The sequence below is a fragment of the Coprococcus sp. AF21-14LB genome, from assembly GCF_003458885.1.
Classification (GTDB): Bacteria; Bacillota; Clostridia; order Lachnospirales; family Lachnospiraceae; genus UBA9414.
The window spans coordinates 35,166-51,010 of the sequence record NZ_QRVX01000012.1 but is presented as its reverse complement, the minus strand read 5'-3'; the positions used below and the strand labels follow the sequence as shown (position 1 = coordinate 51,010).

The window sequence follows — 15,845 nt, the reverse complement described above, 5'->3', positions numbered from 1 at the left end:
TTGTATATTGACTTTCCTATAGTGTATAAGGTACTATATTACATGGTCTTTATACACTATATTGTGCTTAAAAGGTAGAAATGTATACAATATATACGAATCATAGATTTGATTATAGGAGAGGAAGGAGTAAGGCAATGCTGAAAGTAATCAAGAAAGACGGTACTGCAGAAGAGTTTAATGTACAGAAGGTTGTTGTGGCAGTCAATAAGTCTGCCTATCGTGTACTTGTAAAATTTACAGAAGAAGAATTACAGGATATCTGTCGCTTTGTGGAAGAAAAAGTAAAAGAGATGGGTGTAGATGAAGTACATATTCCGCAGATGCATAATATTGTCGAAGGTGCGCTTGAGCGGGTGAATCCGCTTGTGGCGAAAAGCTATCGGGATTATCGCAACTATAAGCAGGATTTTGTTCAGATGCTGGATGAAGTGTACAAGAAGAGTCAGTCGATTATGTATATTGGAGACAAAGAAAATAGTAATACGGACAGCGCACTTGTTTCTACAAAACGGAGTCTGATCTTTAATGAGCTGAATAAAGAACTCTACAAGAAGTTCTTCCTGACAGTTGAGGAAGTTCAGGCGATCCGTGACGGTTATATTTATATTCATGATATGTCTGCAAGACGCGATACAATGAACTGCTGTCTGTTTGATGTGCAGAATGTACTGTCCGGCGGATTTGAGATGGGAAATCTCTGGTATAACGAACCGAAGACACTGGATACGGCATTTGATGTTATCGGGGATATCGTACTGAGCGCTGCAAGTCAGCAATATGGCGGCTTTACTGTTCCGAGCGTGGATGATATTCTTGAACCGTACGCGAGAAAGTCTCATGAAAAATATATTGAAAAATACAGAAGCCTGGGATTAGATGAAGAAGTTGTACAGCAGATGGCATGGAAAGATCTCGAGAAGGAAATGGAACAGGGATTCCAGGGCTGGGAGTATAAATTTAACTCCGTATCTTCAAGCCGTGGTGATTATCCATTTATTACGGTAACAGCCGGAATCAATACTTCCAGGTATGGTAAGCTGGCAACGATTACGATGCTGAGAGTGCGCCAAAACGGACAGGGAAAACCGGGACATAAAAAACCGGTATTATTCCCGAAGATTGTATTTCTGTATGACGAGAACCTTCACGGACCGGGGAAAGAACTGGAAGATGTATTTGAAGCGGGAATTGAGTGTTCCAGTAAGACAATGTATCCAGATTGGTTAAGTCTGACCGGTAAGGGATATGTGGCAAGTATGTACAAACGCTATGGAAAAGTCATCAGCCCAATGGGATGCCGCGCATTCCTTTCTCCGTGGTATGAGAGAGGCGGCATGAGTCCGGCAGATGATAATGATAAACCGGTTTTTGTTGGAAGATTTAATATTGGTGCGATCAGTCTTCACCTTCCGATGATTTATGCGAAAGCGAAACAAGAGAGCAAAGATTTCTTCAAAGTGCTTGACTATTATCTGGAATTGATCCGCCAGCTCCATATTCGTACTTATGAATATCTTGGAGAAATGAAAGCGTCAACGAATCCGCTGGCTTATTGTGAAGGAGGATTCTACGGTGGTAATCTTGGACTGTATGATAAGATTAAACCGCTTTTAAAATCCGCAACAGCATCCTTTGGGATCACAGCGCTGAATGAGCTGCAGCAGCTTCACAACAAGAAATCTCTTGTGGAGGACGGTGCTTTTGCGCTTGAGACAATGGAATACATTAACAAGCGCATTAATGAATTTAAAGAGGAAGACGGACATCTGTATGCAATTTACGGCACTCCGGCAGAGAATCTCTGTGGTGTTCAGGTTCAGCAGTTCCGCAAGAAATATGGGATCATTGAAAATGTTTCTGACCGTCCATATGTAAGTAACAGTTTCCACTGTCATGTAACAGAAGAGATTACGCCGATTGAAAAACAGAACCTGGAAGGAAGATTCTGGGATCTTCTCAATGGCGGGAAAATTCAGTATGTAAAATATCCGATCAATTATAATAAAGAGGCGATCAAATCACTTGTACGCCGTGCAATGGAACTTGGATTTTATGAAGGTGTGAATCTGTCATTGGCTTACTGTGATGACTGTGGTCATGAAGAGCTTTCGATGGATGTATGTCCGGTTTGTGGAAGTTCAAATCTAACAAAAATTGACCGGATGAACGGATATTTATCCTATTCCCGCGTAAAGGGCGATACTCGTCTGAATGACGCGAAAATGGCAGAAATTGCGGAAAGGAAAAGTATGTAATGCGTTATCATAATATCACAAAGGATGATATGTTAAATGGAGACGGACTCCGGGTAGTACTGTGGGTATCCGGATGTGATCATTGCTGTAAAGAATGTCAGAATCCGATCACATGGGATCCGAACAGCGGACTTATTTTTGATGAGTCTGCAAAGAAAGAACTTTTTGATGAATTAGAGAAAAGTTATGTCAGTGGAATTACATTCAGCGGCGGAGATCCGCTTCACGCAAACAATATATATGAAATCAAAGAACTGGCAAAAGAAATCCGTACAAAATTTCCGGAGAAAACAATCTGGCTTTATACAGGGTGTACATGGGAAGAGATTAGAACGATGGAAATTGTTAAGTATGTAGATGTAATTGTAGACGGGGAGTTCCAGATCGAGAAGTTTGATGCAAACCTGCATTGGAAGGGAAGTGCGAATCAGCGGGTAATAGATGTTCCTGCAACGCTGAAAGCCGGAACAGTCGTACTGCATGCATAACCCAATAGAAGAAGAGGAAAGAACAGACATGAAAAGAATTGCGAGATTTCATAAAGTAAGTAAAGAACGGTTTGAATCCGACTGGACAGATACATTTGGAGAAGCTGTGGAAGGTCAGAAGCCGATTGGTGAAATTTATGAGGCAATCCGGCTTCCGAAACGTGCTACGAAAGGCAGCGCGGGATATGATTTTTTTGCGCCGGCTGCTTTCACATTGAAACCGGGCGAGACAGTTAAGATTCCAACAGGGATCCGGGTAGAAATGGAGTATGACTGGGTGCTGAAATGTTATCCGAGGAGCGGACTTGGATTTAAGTATCGTTTACAGTTGAACAACACCGTCGGAATCATTGACAGTGATTATTTTTATTCAGATAATGAAGGGCATATTTTTGCTAAGATTACAAATGATACAAAGGAAGGCAAGACGGTCGAGATTCCGGAAGGAACCGGATTTATGCAGGGAATTTTTGTAGAGTATGGTATCACAGTAGATGATGATGCAGACGAGATCCGAAATGGCGGATTCGGAAGTACAACAAAATAAAGAGAATGAAAATGAAAAGAAGCGGGCATGATAAGTAGCAACAGTTCGAGGAGGAGTTCTATGGCGAAGAAAGTTAGCAGACTTATAGAAGAGAACCGGCGCTATTTATCAATGCAGCTTCCAATTGAGGAAAGTTTTGACGTGCTGCAAAGAGATATTGAGATCGGAGGCAGGGCGTCTTCTTTTTATTTTATTGATGGTTTTATGAAAGATGAAGCGATGGTCAAGATTATGGCATCATTTTTTGCGGTGACAGAGAAAAATATGCCTGATTCTGCAAGAGCATTTTCAGAAAAGGTTGTTTCTTATGTGGAAGTAGATATTATAAATGATTTTGATGATATTATACGAAATATTCTTTCAGGAGTCACCTGCCTTTTTATTGACGGCTATGAAGAATGTATTGCCATCGACACACGCACCTATCCGGCAAGAGGAGTGGATGAACCTGACAAGGACAAATCTCTCCGGGGATCAAGAGATGGGTTTGTAGAAACAATTGTATTTAATACCGCATTAATGAGAAGAAGAATCAGAGATCCGCATCTTGTGATGAAAATGCTGGAAGTAGGAAAAAGTTCCCGTTCTGACGTTGTAGTAAGCTATATGGAAGACAGAGTGGATCAGGAGTTATTGAAAAATCTGCTGAATCGGATCGAATCTCTTGAAATTGATGATCTTCGGATGAACCAGCAGAGTTTAGCAGAAGCATTGTTTAAACGGAAGTGGTTCAATCCTTTTCCTAAATTTAAGTTTACTGAACGGCCGGATACAGCGGCAGCCTGCCTTTTGGAGGGAAAGGTTGTGATTCTTGTTGATAACTCACCCTCTGCAATGATTTTGCCAACGTCAATTCTTGATATGATTGAAGAGGCGAATGATTATTATTTTCCAACGTTGACAGGAATTTATCTGAAGATTTCAAGGGCAATTATAACAATTCTGACGGTATTCTTTACGCCGCTGTTCTTGTTGTTTATGCAGAACCCGGAGTGGATTCCTGATATGTTCGCATTTATTCAAGTGCAGGATGAGATTAATATTCCGCTCATTTATCAGATGTTGATGCTGGAACTTGGTATTGATGGATTAAGGCTGGCGGCAATGAATACGCCGAGTATGTTAAGTACGCCGCTCAGCGTGATCGCCGGTATTGTGATGGGAGAGTTTTCCGTAAAATCCGGTTGGTTTAATTCAGAAGTGATGCTTTATATGGCGTTTGTAGCAGTTTCAAATTATACGCAGCCTAATTTTGAACTTGGTTATGCGCTTAAATTTATGCGATTGTTATTGCTCGTACTGACAGCGATGTTCAATGTGGCAGGCTTTGGAATAGGATGTGTGATTATTTTTTGTTCGCTTGCATTTAATAAAACACTGTCAGGGCGCAATTATCTAAATATTAAGTTGAATTAAAAGAAAAACTGTACCAGCTCTTTGTTTTCGTGTATAATGTGCATAGATATATACAGGGAGGAATAACATGAGAGATTTTATCATCGTAACAGATAGTACAGTAGATCTGCCGGAGCATATGCTGGAAGAGCAGGGAATTCCGGTGCTCCAGTTAAATTATGTATTAGATGGCAAGACTTATGAAGACAGAAAGGGACTTTCCGGAAAAGAATTTTTTGATAAGCTTCGGGAAGGATCCATGCCTACGACTTCCCAGGTAAATCCGGAACAGGCAAAAGAATTTTTTGAACCATTTGTAAAAGCAGGAAAGAATATTCTTTGTATTGGATTTAGTTCAGGATTAAGCGGAACGTATAATAGTGAACGAATTGCAGCAGAAGAGCTGTCAGAAGAATATCCGGATGCTAAGATTATCGTGATAGATTCACTCTGTGCAAGTATGGGGCAGGGACTGCTTCTGGTGAAAGCGCTGAAGAAACAGCGGGAAGGAATGACACTGGAGGAATTGGCACAGTGGCTGGAAGAGAATAAGCTTCATATTTGTCATAATGTAACAGTGGATGATTTAAATCATTTATATCGAGGAGGACGCATTTCTAAAACGACAGCAGTGCTTGGAACACTTGTCCAGATTAAACCGATTATTCATATGAATGATGAAGGGAAACTTATTGTAATTGGTAAAGAGCGCGGAAGAAAGAAAGCCCTGAATACGATTGTAGATATGATGGGAAAACAGATGGAAGGATATGAGAATGATCTTGTAATGGTAACTCATGGGGACTGTCTGGAGGATGCAGAATATGTAAAAACACAGATTCAAAAGAAATATGGAATTCAGGATGTTGTAATCAACGGAATCGGTACTGTGATCGGAACACATACAGGACCGGGGGTAGTTGCTGTATTCTGTATGGGTGAGAAGAGATAAATAGATTTTATATGAGAAATTAATGAAAGCCGAAGATACAGTTAGAATGTTGAAAGATGAAATGAACTGTATCTTCGGCCTTTTGTTGATTATATTGAAAAAGTATATCTATTAAAGTGTATAAATTCCAAGTGCGTTCAAGATAGAACTTACTAAAATCAATACCAGAATAATAGGTGCAACCCATTTGATAATGATTGTGAACATTTTTTCTAATTTGAAGCGTCCATTGGTTGTTTTGATCTCATCGGAAATGACTTTTGGTGAAATCACAAATCCAACAAAAATACATGTAAAGAAGGCAACGATCGGCATCAGGATACTGTTGCTGATGAAGTCCATGATATCAAGAATGGTCATATTTCTCCAGGAAATATGACTCAGTACGCCAAATCCAAGAGAAGAAGGGATACCGAGGATTAATGCTCCGATTGCGACACCGGCACAGGTTGTGCGGCGTTTCAGGTGGAATTTATCCATTAAGATAGAAACGATAGTCTCCATCAATGAAATCGAAGAGGTTAATGCTGCAAATAATACAAGCAGAAAGAAAACGAATCCAATCAGATTGCCGGCTTTCATGCTGTCGAATACCTTTGGAAGTGTAACGAACATTAAGCTTGGACCAGCCTTTAAATTGGAAGTATCTCCGTTTGAGAATGCAAATACTGCAGGGATAATCATTAATCCTGCGAAAAATGCGATTCCGGTATCAAAAATTTCAATTTGATGAACAGAGCGTTCCAGGTTGTTGTCTTTCTTCATGTAAGAACCATATGTAACCATAATGCCCATTGCAAGTGACATAGAATAGAACAACTGTCCCATAGCAGCGAGGATTGTTTTCGCTGAAAAATCTTTCATATGTGGCTGAAGGTAGTATTTGATGCCTTCGCCTGCGCCATCGATCGTACAAGTATAGGCAGCGATTCCAATTGTAAGCAGGACAAGAACCGGCATCATGAATTTGCTGACATTTTCGACACCCTTTTCCACACCGAACATAACAACAATTGCTGTAATGCCAAGGAAAATGGAAAACCAGACAACCGGTTCAGTGGCTGTTGACACAAATCCTGTAAAGTAATCGTTCTGTGCGGCGGCGTTCGCCTGTCCCTGAGCAAATGTCACGAGATACTTAATTACCCAGCCTCCAATAACAGAGTAGTATGGGAATATGATGATCGGAACGATGGAAGCCAGGATTCCAAGAAAATTAAAGCGTTTATCAAGTGCTTTGAAAGCGCCGATTGCGCTGAGCCCTGTCTTACGTCCGATTGCAATTTCTGCAATCATGAGTGTGAATCCAAACGTAAGCGCCAATATAACATAAACAAGAAGGAACGTGCCTCCTCCATATTGGGCGGCGAGATATGGGAACCGCCACAAATTCCCCAGTCCGACAGCAGAACCGGCTGCTGCCAGAACAAAGCCGATCTTGCTGGAAAAATTACTTCTTTCTTTCATAATAATGTTTCCCCCATTCATTTAGTACTAATACATAATTATGACAGTAAAAGAAAGTTCAAACAAGTGACAAATTTATCTTGTTATGTTAAATTCGCTCTGGTTTTGGATTGTGATTATCAGTTACAGAGAATTCGTCACGAATCATCAGTTATGAATAATGACGGGATCTCCTACAGAAATCATATCATAAAAGGCGGCAGCATCGGAAGGACGCATATTAATACATCCGTGAGAACCGTAATAAAGATATCTGGAGCCTCCGAAAGCTGTCTGCCAGTCGGCATCATGGAATCCGATGCCGGTTCCGGTAACTCTTGCCCAGTATGTAACAGGCTGCCGGTAAGAAGGCTCGTTGGTAATAGGATCCGGAGCGCCGATCAACGTTTTGTTGCGGAGTTTTTCCATGATAAAGAAAACGCCTGTCGGTGTTTCTTTTTCAGGAATGGGTTCACCGGTTACAACATCACACTCAAAGACAACATTATTGTTCTGAAGATACCACATATGCTGTTCAGTCAGATCTACCTCGATATAAGTATTACCCCAGTCCGGATTGGCATGGGCAGCAGCCGTCTGCACATAAGCGGGCTCTTTTGTGACAGATTGACCGCTCTCAAGAATGGAGAGGGTATATTCTATTTCAGCGGCCTCATCTACAGACCAGCCATAAGTTCCTCCGGAGACAACGGCATTTTTGCCGGTCGGTGTTGTAAAAGTACGTTCAGAACGAAGTGTATCATACCGTGTACCAAAATCGCGATAAAATGCGGTCACTGCATCACGGTTCACAGAGACGTTCATGTTTTCATCCCAAGTCAGCCAGGAGGAAATAACAGATTTGTCGATCACTTCTGTCTGATTGCCAATCTGGTATGTAATAGAAGTGCTGCAGTATTGATTTAAAATACGACAGGCTTCCTGTACAGCTTTTGAGTTAGAGGTATATTTCGGCTTCTGATAACAATGCTGTTCGAGCAGATTAACCGTTGGAGTGAGCGTGGTAACTGCATGGTCAATCGTTTTACGGAGTTGTTCCGGATTTATCTCATTGCCATAGACTTCCGGTCTGATCACGAAAGTGTCACCGTTAAATTCTGGTTCAGCAGATGCAGAAGGGATGAGTGCTTCCGGACTCGGAGGTACGAAAGAGAGCAGCACAGAATCCATTGCTTCTATATTATATGTAACATTTAAAGGGACTGTCAGATGCTGCGTGCGCCACAGATAAGCTGGCCAGGCGAATACCGGCTGTTCATCAAAGATCGTCTGAATAGCCTTGTTGCCATCATAAGTAAGAGAAATGGAAGCGCTGTCAATCACTGTGGTGCTTCCATCTGCAAGCTGAAGTGTTAATTGATAATCACGAATCTGATTACGGAAATATTTTGTGACGTTTTCACATGTATTGTTAGAAAATGGAATGTTGTTAATTGTTGTACCTGGAAGAAGATGAAAAGAAAAATAGATTGCCATCCCGAAATAAAAAACAGCAGCCAGTATAAAAAGAATCATATAAGCCGGATGAGGCTGACGGTGTTTAGCTGTTCTTTTCATAGGCTTGCGGTGTAAAGCTTTTTTTCTTGCAGAGTGTTTCATAAGAATATCTCCTATTATAGAATGTAATTGATTTTTGATTAGAGGTACTTTATAATAATCTACGATAGCATATATTTATCACACAATTATCTCAATAAGATTAAAAAAATATTTCATATAAAATTAGAAAAACACTTGACAGTTATATATGTATGTGATAATATATGACGTGCATGAGAAAAGAAAGCAGAGTATCCACTCTCACCTTAGCACAAGTGAGTGACTAATGGTTTGATATTGATATAATAGTATCTGAACAGAAGGATAGTATTATGGAAGTATATGTGGATAGTTTGTCTATCCGCTTTTTTTATGCCTGGTAATGAAAGCATAGAGATTATGATGGGGGTGCACTACAATTAGCGAATTAATGATCAACGAACAAATCAGAGACAAAGAAGTCCGTCTTATTGGAGAAAATGGAGACCAGCTTGGGATTATGTCTGCGAGAGAAGCTATGAAGCTTGCGCAGGAAGCGGAACTGGATCTGGTTAAAATTGCTCCGACAGCAAAACCGCCGGTTTGCAAAATTATTGATTATGGAAAGTATCGTTATGAACAGGCGAGAAAAGAAAAAGAAGCAAAGAAAAAACAGAAGACTGTCGAAGTAAAGGAAGTGCGTCTGTCACCAAACATCGAAGGAAATGACTTAAACACAAAGGTGAACAATGCGAGAAAATTCCTCGAAAAAGGAAATAAGGTAAAAGTTACGCTTCGTTTCCGTGGAAGAGAGATGGCGCATATGCAGACAAGTAAGCATATTCTTGATGATTTCGCAGAATTGTTGAAAGATGTTGCATCTATTGAAAAACCTGCTAAGCTTGAAGGCAGAAGCATGAGTATGGTTTTAACTGAAAAACGTTAAAAATAAATTATTTACAGGTTTACAAAAGTGAACCAAAATGAAGGAGGAACACATTATGCCAAAAATAAAAACAAGCAGAGCTGCTGCAAAACGTTTCAAAGTAACAGGTACAGGAAAATTAAAAAGAAACAAAGCTTATAAGAGCCATATCTTAACAAAGAAATCAGCTAAGAGAAAAAGAAATCTTAGACATGCAACAATCACAGATGCTACTAACGTAAAGAACATGAAGAAGATTTTACCATATCTGTAGGTAATGGAAAGATTGAAGGAGGATTAAGAGATGGCAAGAATTAAAGGCGGAATGAACGCAAAGAAGAAACACAATAGAACATTAAAGCTGGCAAAAGGTTACAGAGGAGCTAGATCAAAACAGTATAGAGTTGCAAAACAGTCTGTAATGAGAGCACTTACAAGTGCATACGCAGGAAGAAAACAGCGTAAACGTCAGATGAGACAGTTATGGATTGCCCGTATCAATGCTGCAGCTAGAATGAATGGATTATCTTACAGCAAGATGATGCATGGATTAAAATTAGCAGGTGTTGAAATCAACAGAAAAATGCTTGCTGAATTAGCAGTAAATGATGCACAGGGATTTGCAGCTTTAGCAGAGACTGCAAAATCAAAATTAGCTTAATTGAAGTTTAACTTCATAGGGGTTTGATTTACGTCAAATTGTTTTGAGGGCGACTCCCTTCCGGGGAGTCGTTGGATTGCCCCAAACCTTTGCATACAGCAGCTACAGAAAAAAATAAAAAAAATTAAAAAAGTAGTTGACATATGCAAGAATATATAGTATTATATACAAGTACCGATGAGGCACGCGGAAGTGTCGGAACTGGCAGACGAGCAAGACTAAGGATCTTGTGATCAATGCGATCGTGTGGGTTCAAGTCCCATCTTCCGCACTATATGAAAAGAGTATTGCATATGCAATACTCTTTTTTCGTGCATTTATGAAACATAAATATTCTTTTGCGTGTCAAGATCAGCTGGCATCCAAAAAATATTATGTAAAATGATATATAAGAAAAGGTAAGTGAAAAGGAGGATATCATGAAGGGGAAGGCAAAAGTTATCTTACGTTTTTTAAAAGGAAATACACATTTTTTTGTATTAGCCCTTATATTTTCAATGGGCAATACAGTATTGAATGCGATTATTCCACAGATCATTCGAACGAGTGTAGATTCTATTCTCGGAAGTGAGCCGCTTCCGCAGAGCCTGAAAGTGTTTGCTGATCCAGGGACAATGCTGACTGCCGCAGCAACAGCGGTTATTATCATCGCATGTCTGAATATGCTTTGCAATTATTGGGCGAGAACATTTACCGCAAAAGGATCTGAGCATTTTGTGAAAGATTTTAGAGATACGTTGTTTGCACATATCCAGACGCTGCCTTTTGAGTGGCATACAAAGCACCAGACCGGAGAGATTATTCAGAGATGTACTTCGGATGTAGAAGTGGTTAAAAACTTTATCACGAATCAGCTGCTGGAAGTATTTCGTATTTGCTTTTTGATTTTATTCTCAGTCAGTGTAATGCTTTCAATGAGTGTGAAGATTACGATGATCGCAATTATATTTATTCCGGTTATTGTGCTTTATTCCGGCTATTTTTATGGAAAGATTGGAAATAAATTTCTGGATGCAGATGAGGCGGAGGGACGGCTTTCTACACAAGTGCAGGAAAACCTTACTGGTGTCCGTGTCGTTCGGGCTTTTGGACGGGAGCGTTATGAAACGGAACGGTTTCAGGAAAAAAATATTGATTTTTCTAATATGTGGATCCGTCTTGGGAAGATTATGAGTCTGTACTGGGGAACAGGAGATTTGATTACTGGTCTTCAGGTAATGTTGATTATCACACTGGGAACAATTTCAACAGTGAATGGAAATATTACGCTGGGAGAATTTCTGGCGTTGGTGTCTTACAATGCGACATTGATCTGGCCGGTAAGAAGTCTCGGCCGTGTACTTTCGGAAATGAGTAAAGCAGGAGTTTCTATTGACCGTCTGGCATACATATTAGACAGTGAATCAGAGAAAGATGCTCCGGGCGCATGCACACCTCCGATGAATCAGGATATTCATTTTGAACATGTGACATTTGGATACGAAGAGGGGCAGCCAATTGTAAAAGACTTGAATTTTACTATTGAAGCAGGCAAAACATTTGCCATCCTGGGAACGACAGGAAGCGGTAAAAGTACACTTGTACATTTGATTAACAGTTTATATGAATTGAAAGAAGGAGAAGGAAGGATTTTAATCGGAGATACCGATATCCGAAATATTCAGAAAAGTTATCTTAGAAAACATGTGGGACTTGTACTGCAGGAACCGTTTCTCTATTCTCGGACAATTCAGGAAAATATCGGTATTACATTGGAGGAAGCGACTCTGGGAGAAATTAAGAAAGCTTGTGAGATTGCATGTGTAGACAGCGCCATCGACAGTTTTACAGATGGTTATGACACCATTGTAGGAGAGAGGGGAGTAACACTTTCCGGAGGTCAGAAGCAGAGAGTTGCGATTGCCCGGATGCTGATGCAAAATGCAGATATTATGATTTTTGACGATTCGCTTTCAGCAGTGGACACAGAGACAGATATTAAGATTCGTACAGCGCTGAAAGAACGGATGAATCAGGCGACGGTAATTTTGATCTCTCATCGAATTACTACGCTGATGCAGGCAGATAAGATTATGGTACTTTCGGATGGAAAAATTACAGAAATGGGATCTCATGAAGAATTAATGGAACTTGGAGGAACTTATCGGAAGATCCATGATATTCAGATGGGACAGCAGGAAGAAGGGAGGTAATTGACAATGAAGATAGAAGAAAAAGAATACAGCAGTGAATTTGATTTAAAAATCTGGAAACGATTGCTTCCGTTTTTTAAACCATTTTATAAAACATTTGCGATCGTATTGTTTTTTAATCTTGTATGTGCGCTTATCGATATTATGTTGCCGCTGTTTCAGCGGTATGCAGTAGATGAATTTATTGAAGCAGGTACGGTAGAACATATATGGAGATTCGCCGCTGTTTATGGCGTTGTAATTCTAATACAGTCACTGAGCGTAATTGTATTTACAAGGGGTTCTACAAGGATTGAGCTGAATCTCTTAAGAGATATGAGATTTGCATGTTTTAAACATTTGCAGACATTGTCATTTTCTTATTATAATGTGACGCCGGTAGGATATATTCTGGCCCGCGTTATGAGCGATACGGGAAGAATCAGCGGATTAATTGCATGGAATCTTGTAGATATTTTATGGGCGCTGACTTATGTGATCGGTGTACTGATCGCTATGTCATTTTTGAATTTCAAATTGGCGCTCTGGGTAATTCTGATTGTTCCGTTTATTGTGTTCCTGACCGGATATTTTCAGAAACGGATTCTGCACTGGAACAGAAGAATACGAAAACAGAATTCGAAAATTACCAGCGCCTATAATGAAGGGATTATGGGAGCAAAGACGTCCAAAACGCTTGTGATTGAGGGAAAAAACACGCGGGAATTCCGGGAAGTAACAGCGGATATGAGAATGAGCGGTATCCGTGGGGCAAGACTAAATGCGGTCTATATTTCCCTGATCGTACTCTTTGGATCGGTGGCTACGGCAATCATTCTTAAGAATGGAGGAATGATGGTGCTTGATCATGCGCTTGAGATCGGAACACTGTCGGCTTTTACGGCGTACGCGGTCAATTTGTTTGAGCCTATCCAGCAGATTGCCCGAAACCTGTCCGAATTAATTTCAGCTCAGGCGAATATTGAGCGGGTAATGGGACTTCTCGATGAGGAACCGCAGATCCGCGATACAAAAGAAGTTACAGAGACTTATGGAGATGTGTTTGAACCGAAAACAGAAAACTTTGAGCCAATCCGCGGGGAGATTGAGTTTGAACATGTATCTTTTAAATATCCGGATGGAAACGAATATATTTTGAAAGATTTTAATCTAAAAGTACCGGCAGGAACAACAGTGGCAATTGTTGGAGAAACAGGAGCCGGAAAGAGCACCATTGTAAATCTTGTCTGCAGATTTTTTGAACCGACAAAGGGCAGAATCTTAATTGATGGACGAGACTACCGGGAACGAAGTCAGTTATGGCTTCACAGCCATATTGGATATGTACTTCAGAATCCACATCTGTTTTCCGGAAGTGTCATGGAAAATATTCGTTATGGACGTTTGGAAGCAACAGATGAGGAAGTAAAAGCGGCAGCGGCAAGAGTATCTGCGGATAAAGTCGTGCGACATTTGGAACAGGGGTGGAATAGTGATGTTGGAGAAGGCGGAGATTCCCTTTCTACAGGAGAAAAGCAGCTTGTTTCTTTTGCCCGCGCAGTATTGGCAGATCCGGCTATTTTCATTCTTGATGAGGCTACAGCTTCTATCGATACAGAGACAGAGCAGTTAATTCAGGAAGCAGTTGACTATCTGCTCCAGGATCGGACTTCTTTTATCATTGCACACCGCCTTTCCACGATCAGGCAGGCAGACATTATTCTTGTCGTTCAAGACGGAGATATTATTGAGCGGGGAAGCCACGAAGAATTAATGGCACAGAGAGGTCATTATTATGATCTGTATACGCACCAGTCAGAAAAGAACTGGAAAAAGATTCCGTTAAGAATTCATAGAAAATTTTCTGAAAAAAGCGTATAATTATCCTCAAAGATGCAGATGAATAAAGACAGGAGGATATTATGCTGGAGAAAATTGACTTAACAAAGAAAATGGACAAAGATGAATATCAAAAGCGGGTATCACAGCTTGGACAGCGGCTCGGTGAACTGCAGCGCTTGTGCAGACAGCTTGATATCCCGGTAATGATTGTATTTGAGGGCTATGATGCTTCCGGAAAAGGAGTTCAGATTGGTCGGATGATTCAGAATCTGGATCCAAGAGGTTTTCGGGTTTATGCAGTAAAAAACGAGACGGAAGAAGAACGGATGCATCCGTTTTTGTGGAGATTCTGGGATAAGATGCCGGCGAATGGCAATATAAGCATTTTTGACAGCAGCTGGTATCAGAAAGTATTGGCAGAACGCTTTGAAAAAAAGTCAGATGAGCATACGGTAGAGAATGCTTTTCGTTCCATACTGTCGTTTGAACGTCAGATTACAGATGGTGGTATGGTATTGATTAAATTGTTTTTGGATATTGATAAGAAAGAGCAGAAACAACGGTTTGAGAAGCTGGAAAAATCTAAAGAGACTGCCTGGCGTGTGACGAAAGAAGACTGGAAGCGGAACAGAGCTTTTGAACAGTATGAAGCGCTGAATGAAGAGATGCTGCAGAAAACAGATACCGATTATGCACCGTGGAATATTGTAGAAGCAGTTGATAAGAGATTTGCAGAGGTAAAGATCTTAACAATTGTGAATAAAGCGTTGGAAACAGCGGCAAAAAGAGTTCAGAAAGAACGCATTCAGGAAGAAAAACATCAGAAAGCGGAAGACAGCCTGTGGAAAGAACTGGAAGTATCCACGCTTTCAAAAACAGATCTGTCACTGACTTGTCCGAGGGAGACATATAAAAAGAAATTAAAAAAACTTCAGAAAAAAATCGCATTGCTTCATAATGAATTATATCGCAGAAGGATTCCGGTTGTGATTGGATTTGAAGGATGGGATGCCGGAGGAAAAGGAGGGGCTATCCGGAGGTTGACAGCGAAGATGGATCCGAGAGGATTTGTTGTCAATCCGGTCTGTGCGCCGAATGATATCGAGAAAGTACATCATTATCTTTGGAGATTTTGGAAAACAATGCCAAAAGCCGGACACATTGCAATCTATGACCGGACATGGTATGGGCGGGTTATGGTAGAAAGGATTGAAGGATTCTGCACCGAACAGGAATGGAAACGCGCTTATCGGGAAATTAACGATATGGAGAAAGACTTGGCAGACGCAGGTGCAATTGTGCTGAAGTTCTGGATGCATATTGATCAGGAAGAACAGGCAAAGCGCTTCCGTGAGCGTCAGGAAAATCCGGAAAAACAGTGGAAGATTACGGAAGAAGACTGGCGTAACCGTGAGAAATGGGATGCCTACGAAGAAGCAGTAAATGAAATGCTGATCCGCACTTCTACGCCATATGCGCCGTGGATTGTTGTAGAAGGCAATGACAAGCGTTTTGCAAGAATCAAGGTGCTGGAGACAGTGGCAGATGCAATTGAAAAGCGTATTGCCAAAGAGAAAAATAAAGAATCATAATCAAAAGCTTCCTTCCAAGATGCGGAGGG

General features: G+C 40.7%; 13 protein-coding genes and 1 tRNA gene. 12 read left to right on the top strand and 2 right to left on the bottom strand.

Annotated elements, in window-relative coordinates; all coding sequences use genetic code 11:
* Nucleotides 1-137 precede the first annotated feature (137 nt).
* The 5 genes from nrdD (at nucleotide 138) to DWX73_RS04735 (ending at nucleotide 5,640) form a co-directional block, all read left to right on the top strand.
* Nucleotides 138-2,258 carry an anaerobic ribonucleoside-triphosphate reductase gene (gene nrdD / locus DWX73_RS04755; protein WP_118347355.1) on the top strand — a complete coding sequence of 707 codons (2,121 nt, stop codon included), beginning with the start codon at nucleotides 138-140 and terminating at the stop codon, nucleotides 2,256-2,258.
* A complete protein-coding gene (gene nrdG / locus DWX73_RS04750; protein ID WP_118347353.1) occupies nucleotides 2,258-2,746 on the top strand; it encodes an anaerobic ribonucleoside-triphosphate reductase activating protein in 489 nt (162 codons plus the stop codon). Before nrdD ends, nrdG begins: the two co-directional genes overlap by 1 nt.
* A 28-nt stretch (nucleotides 2,747-2,774) precedes the next feature.
* A complete protein-coding gene (locus tag DWX73_RS04745; protein WP_118347377.1) occupies nucleotides 2,775-3,293 on the top strand; it encodes a deoxyuridine 5'-triphosphate nucleotidohydrolase in 519 nt (172 codons plus the stop codon).
* A gap of 60 nt (nucleotides 3,294-3,353) precedes the next feature.
* Nucleotides 3,354-4,709, top strand: coding sequence for a spore germination protein (locus DWX73_RS04740; protein WP_118347351.1), 1,356 nt, complete (start codon nucleotides 3,354-3,356; stop codon nucleotides 4,707-4,709).
* A 67-nt stretch (nucleotides 4,710-4,776) separates the two neighbouring features.
* Entirely contained in the window at nucleotides 4,777-5,640 is an 864-nt protein-coding gene (locus DWX73_RS04735) for a DegV family protein (RefSeq protein ID WP_118347349.1), read from the top strand.
* A gap of 111 nt (nucleotides 5,641-5,751) precedes the next feature.
* Here DWX73_RS04735 and DWX73_RS04730 read toward each other — a convergent pair whose 3' ends face one another.
* Both DWX73_RS04730 and DWX73_RS04725 read right to left on the bottom strand, forming a co-directional pair.
* Nucleotides 5,752-7,107 (bottom strand): sodium-dependent transporter, encoded by a 1,356-nt coding sequence (locus DWX73_RS04730; protein ID WP_118347346.1) that lies wholly within the window; start codon nucleotides 7,105-7,107, stop codon nucleotides 5,752-5,754.
* A gap of 147 nt (nucleotides 7,108-7,254) precedes the next feature.
* Entirely contained in the window at nucleotides 7,255-8,706 is a 1,452-nt protein-coding gene (locus DWX73_RS04725) for a L,D-transpeptidase family protein (protein WP_118347344.1), read from the bottom strand.
* A 370-nt stretch (nucleotides 8,707-9,076) separates the two neighbouring features.
* Here DWX73_RS04725 and infC point away from each other — a divergent pair, with 370 nt between their 5' ends.
* The 7 genes from infC to pap all read left to right on the top strand — a co-directional run bounded on the left by infC (nucleotide 9,077) and on the right by pap (nucleotide 15,816).
* Nucleotides 9,077-9,571 carry a translation initiation factor IF-3 gene (gene infC, locus DWX73_RS04720; RefSeq protein WP_118347342.1) on the top strand — a complete coding sequence of 165 codons (495 nt, stop codon included), beginning with the start codon at nucleotides 9,077-9,079 and terminating at the stop codon, nucleotides 9,569-9,571.
* Between the two features lie 55 nt (nucleotides 9,572-9,626).
* A complete protein-coding gene (gene rpmI, locus DWX73_RS04715) occupies nucleotides 9,627-9,824 on the top strand; it encodes a 50S ribosomal protein L35 (protein ID WP_118347340.1) in 198 nt (65 codons plus the stop codon).
* 30 nt (nucleotides 9,825-9,854) lie between these two features.
* Nucleotides 9,855-10,211, top strand: a complete 357-nt coding sequence (gene rplT, locus DWX73_RS04710; protein WP_118347338.1) for a 50S ribosomal protein L20 — start codon at nucleotides 9,855-9,857, stop codon at nucleotides 10,209-10,211.
* A gap of 186 nt (nucleotides 10,212-10,397) precedes the next feature.
* Nucleotides 10,398-10,482, top strand: a tRNA-Leu gene (locus DWX73_RS04705).
* Nucleotides 10,483-10,630: 148 nt separating this feature from the next.
* Nucleotides 10,631-12,403, top strand: a complete 1,773-nt coding sequence (locus DWX73_RS04700) for an ABC transporter ATP-binding protein (protein ID WP_118347336.1) — start codon at nucleotides 10,631-10,633, stop codon at nucleotides 12,401-12,403.
* Between the two features lie 6 nt (nucleotides 12,404-12,409).
* Nucleotides 12,410-14,263 carry an ABC transporter ATP-binding protein gene (locus DWX73_RS04695; RefSeq protein WP_118347334.1) on the top strand — a complete coding sequence of 618 codons (1,854 nt, stop codon included), beginning with the start codon at nucleotides 12,410-12,412 and terminating at the stop codon, nucleotides 14,261-14,263.
* Between the two features lie 41 nt (nucleotides 14,264-14,304).
* On the top strand, nucleotides 14,305-15,816 hold the full coding sequence (pap, locus tag DWX73_RS04690; protein ID WP_118347333.1) for a polyphosphate:AMP phosphotransferase: 1,512 nt from the start codon (nucleotides 14,305-14,307) through the stop codon (nucleotides 15,814-15,816).
* The last annotated feature ends 29 nt before the right edge of the window (nucleotides 15,817-15,845 follow it).

Coding starts and splice junctions, on each gene's coding strand:
- DWX73_RS04695 (WP_118347334.1), top strand. CDS start 12,410: ATGAAGATAGAAGAAAAAGAATACAGCAGTGAATTTGATTTAAAAATC.
- DWX73_RS04745 (WP_118347377.1), top strand. CDS start 2,775: ATGAAAAGAATTGCGAGATTTCATAAAGTAAGTAAAGAACGGTTTGAA.
- infC (WP_118347342.1), top strand. CDS start 9,077: ATGATCAACGAACAAATCAGAGACAAAGAAGTCCGTCTTATTGGAGAA.
- DWX73_RS04725 (WP_118347344.1), bottom strand. CDS start 8,706: ATGAAACACTCTGCAAGAAAAAAAGCTTTACACCGCAAGCCTATGAAA.
- pap (WP_118347333.1), top strand. CDS start 14,305: ATGCTGGAGAAAATTGACTTAACAAAGAAAATGGACAAAGATGAATAT.
- DWX73_RS04700 (WP_118347336.1), top strand. CDS start 10,631: ATGAAGGGGAAGGCAAAAGTTATCTTACGTTTTTTAAAAGGAAATACA.
- nrdD (WP_118347355.1), top strand. CDS start 138: ATGCTGAAAGTAATCAAGAAAGACGGTACTGCAGAAGAGTTTAATGTA.
- DWX73_RS04735 (WP_118347349.1), top strand. CDS start 4,777: ATGAGAGATTTTATCATCGTAACAGATAGTACAGTAGATCTGCCGGAG.
- rpmI (WP_118347340.1), top strand. CDS start 9,627: ATGCCAAAAATAAAAACAAGCAGAGCTGCTGCAAAACGTTTCAAAGTA.
- nrdG (WP_118347353.1), top strand. CDS start 2,258: ATGCGTTATCATAATATCACAAAGGATGATATGTTAAATGGAGACGGA.
- rplT (WP_118347338.1), top strand. CDS start 9,855: ATGGCAAGAATTAAAGGCGGAATGAACGCAAAGAAGAAACACAATAGA.
- DWX73_RS04730 (WP_118347346.1), bottom strand. CDS start 7,107: ATGAAAGAAAGAAGTAATTTTTCCAGCAAGATCGGCTTTGTTCTGGCA.
- DWX73_RS04740 (WP_118347351.1), top strand. CDS start 3,354: ATGGCGAAGAAAGTTAGCAGACTTATAGAAGAGAACCGGCGCTATTTA.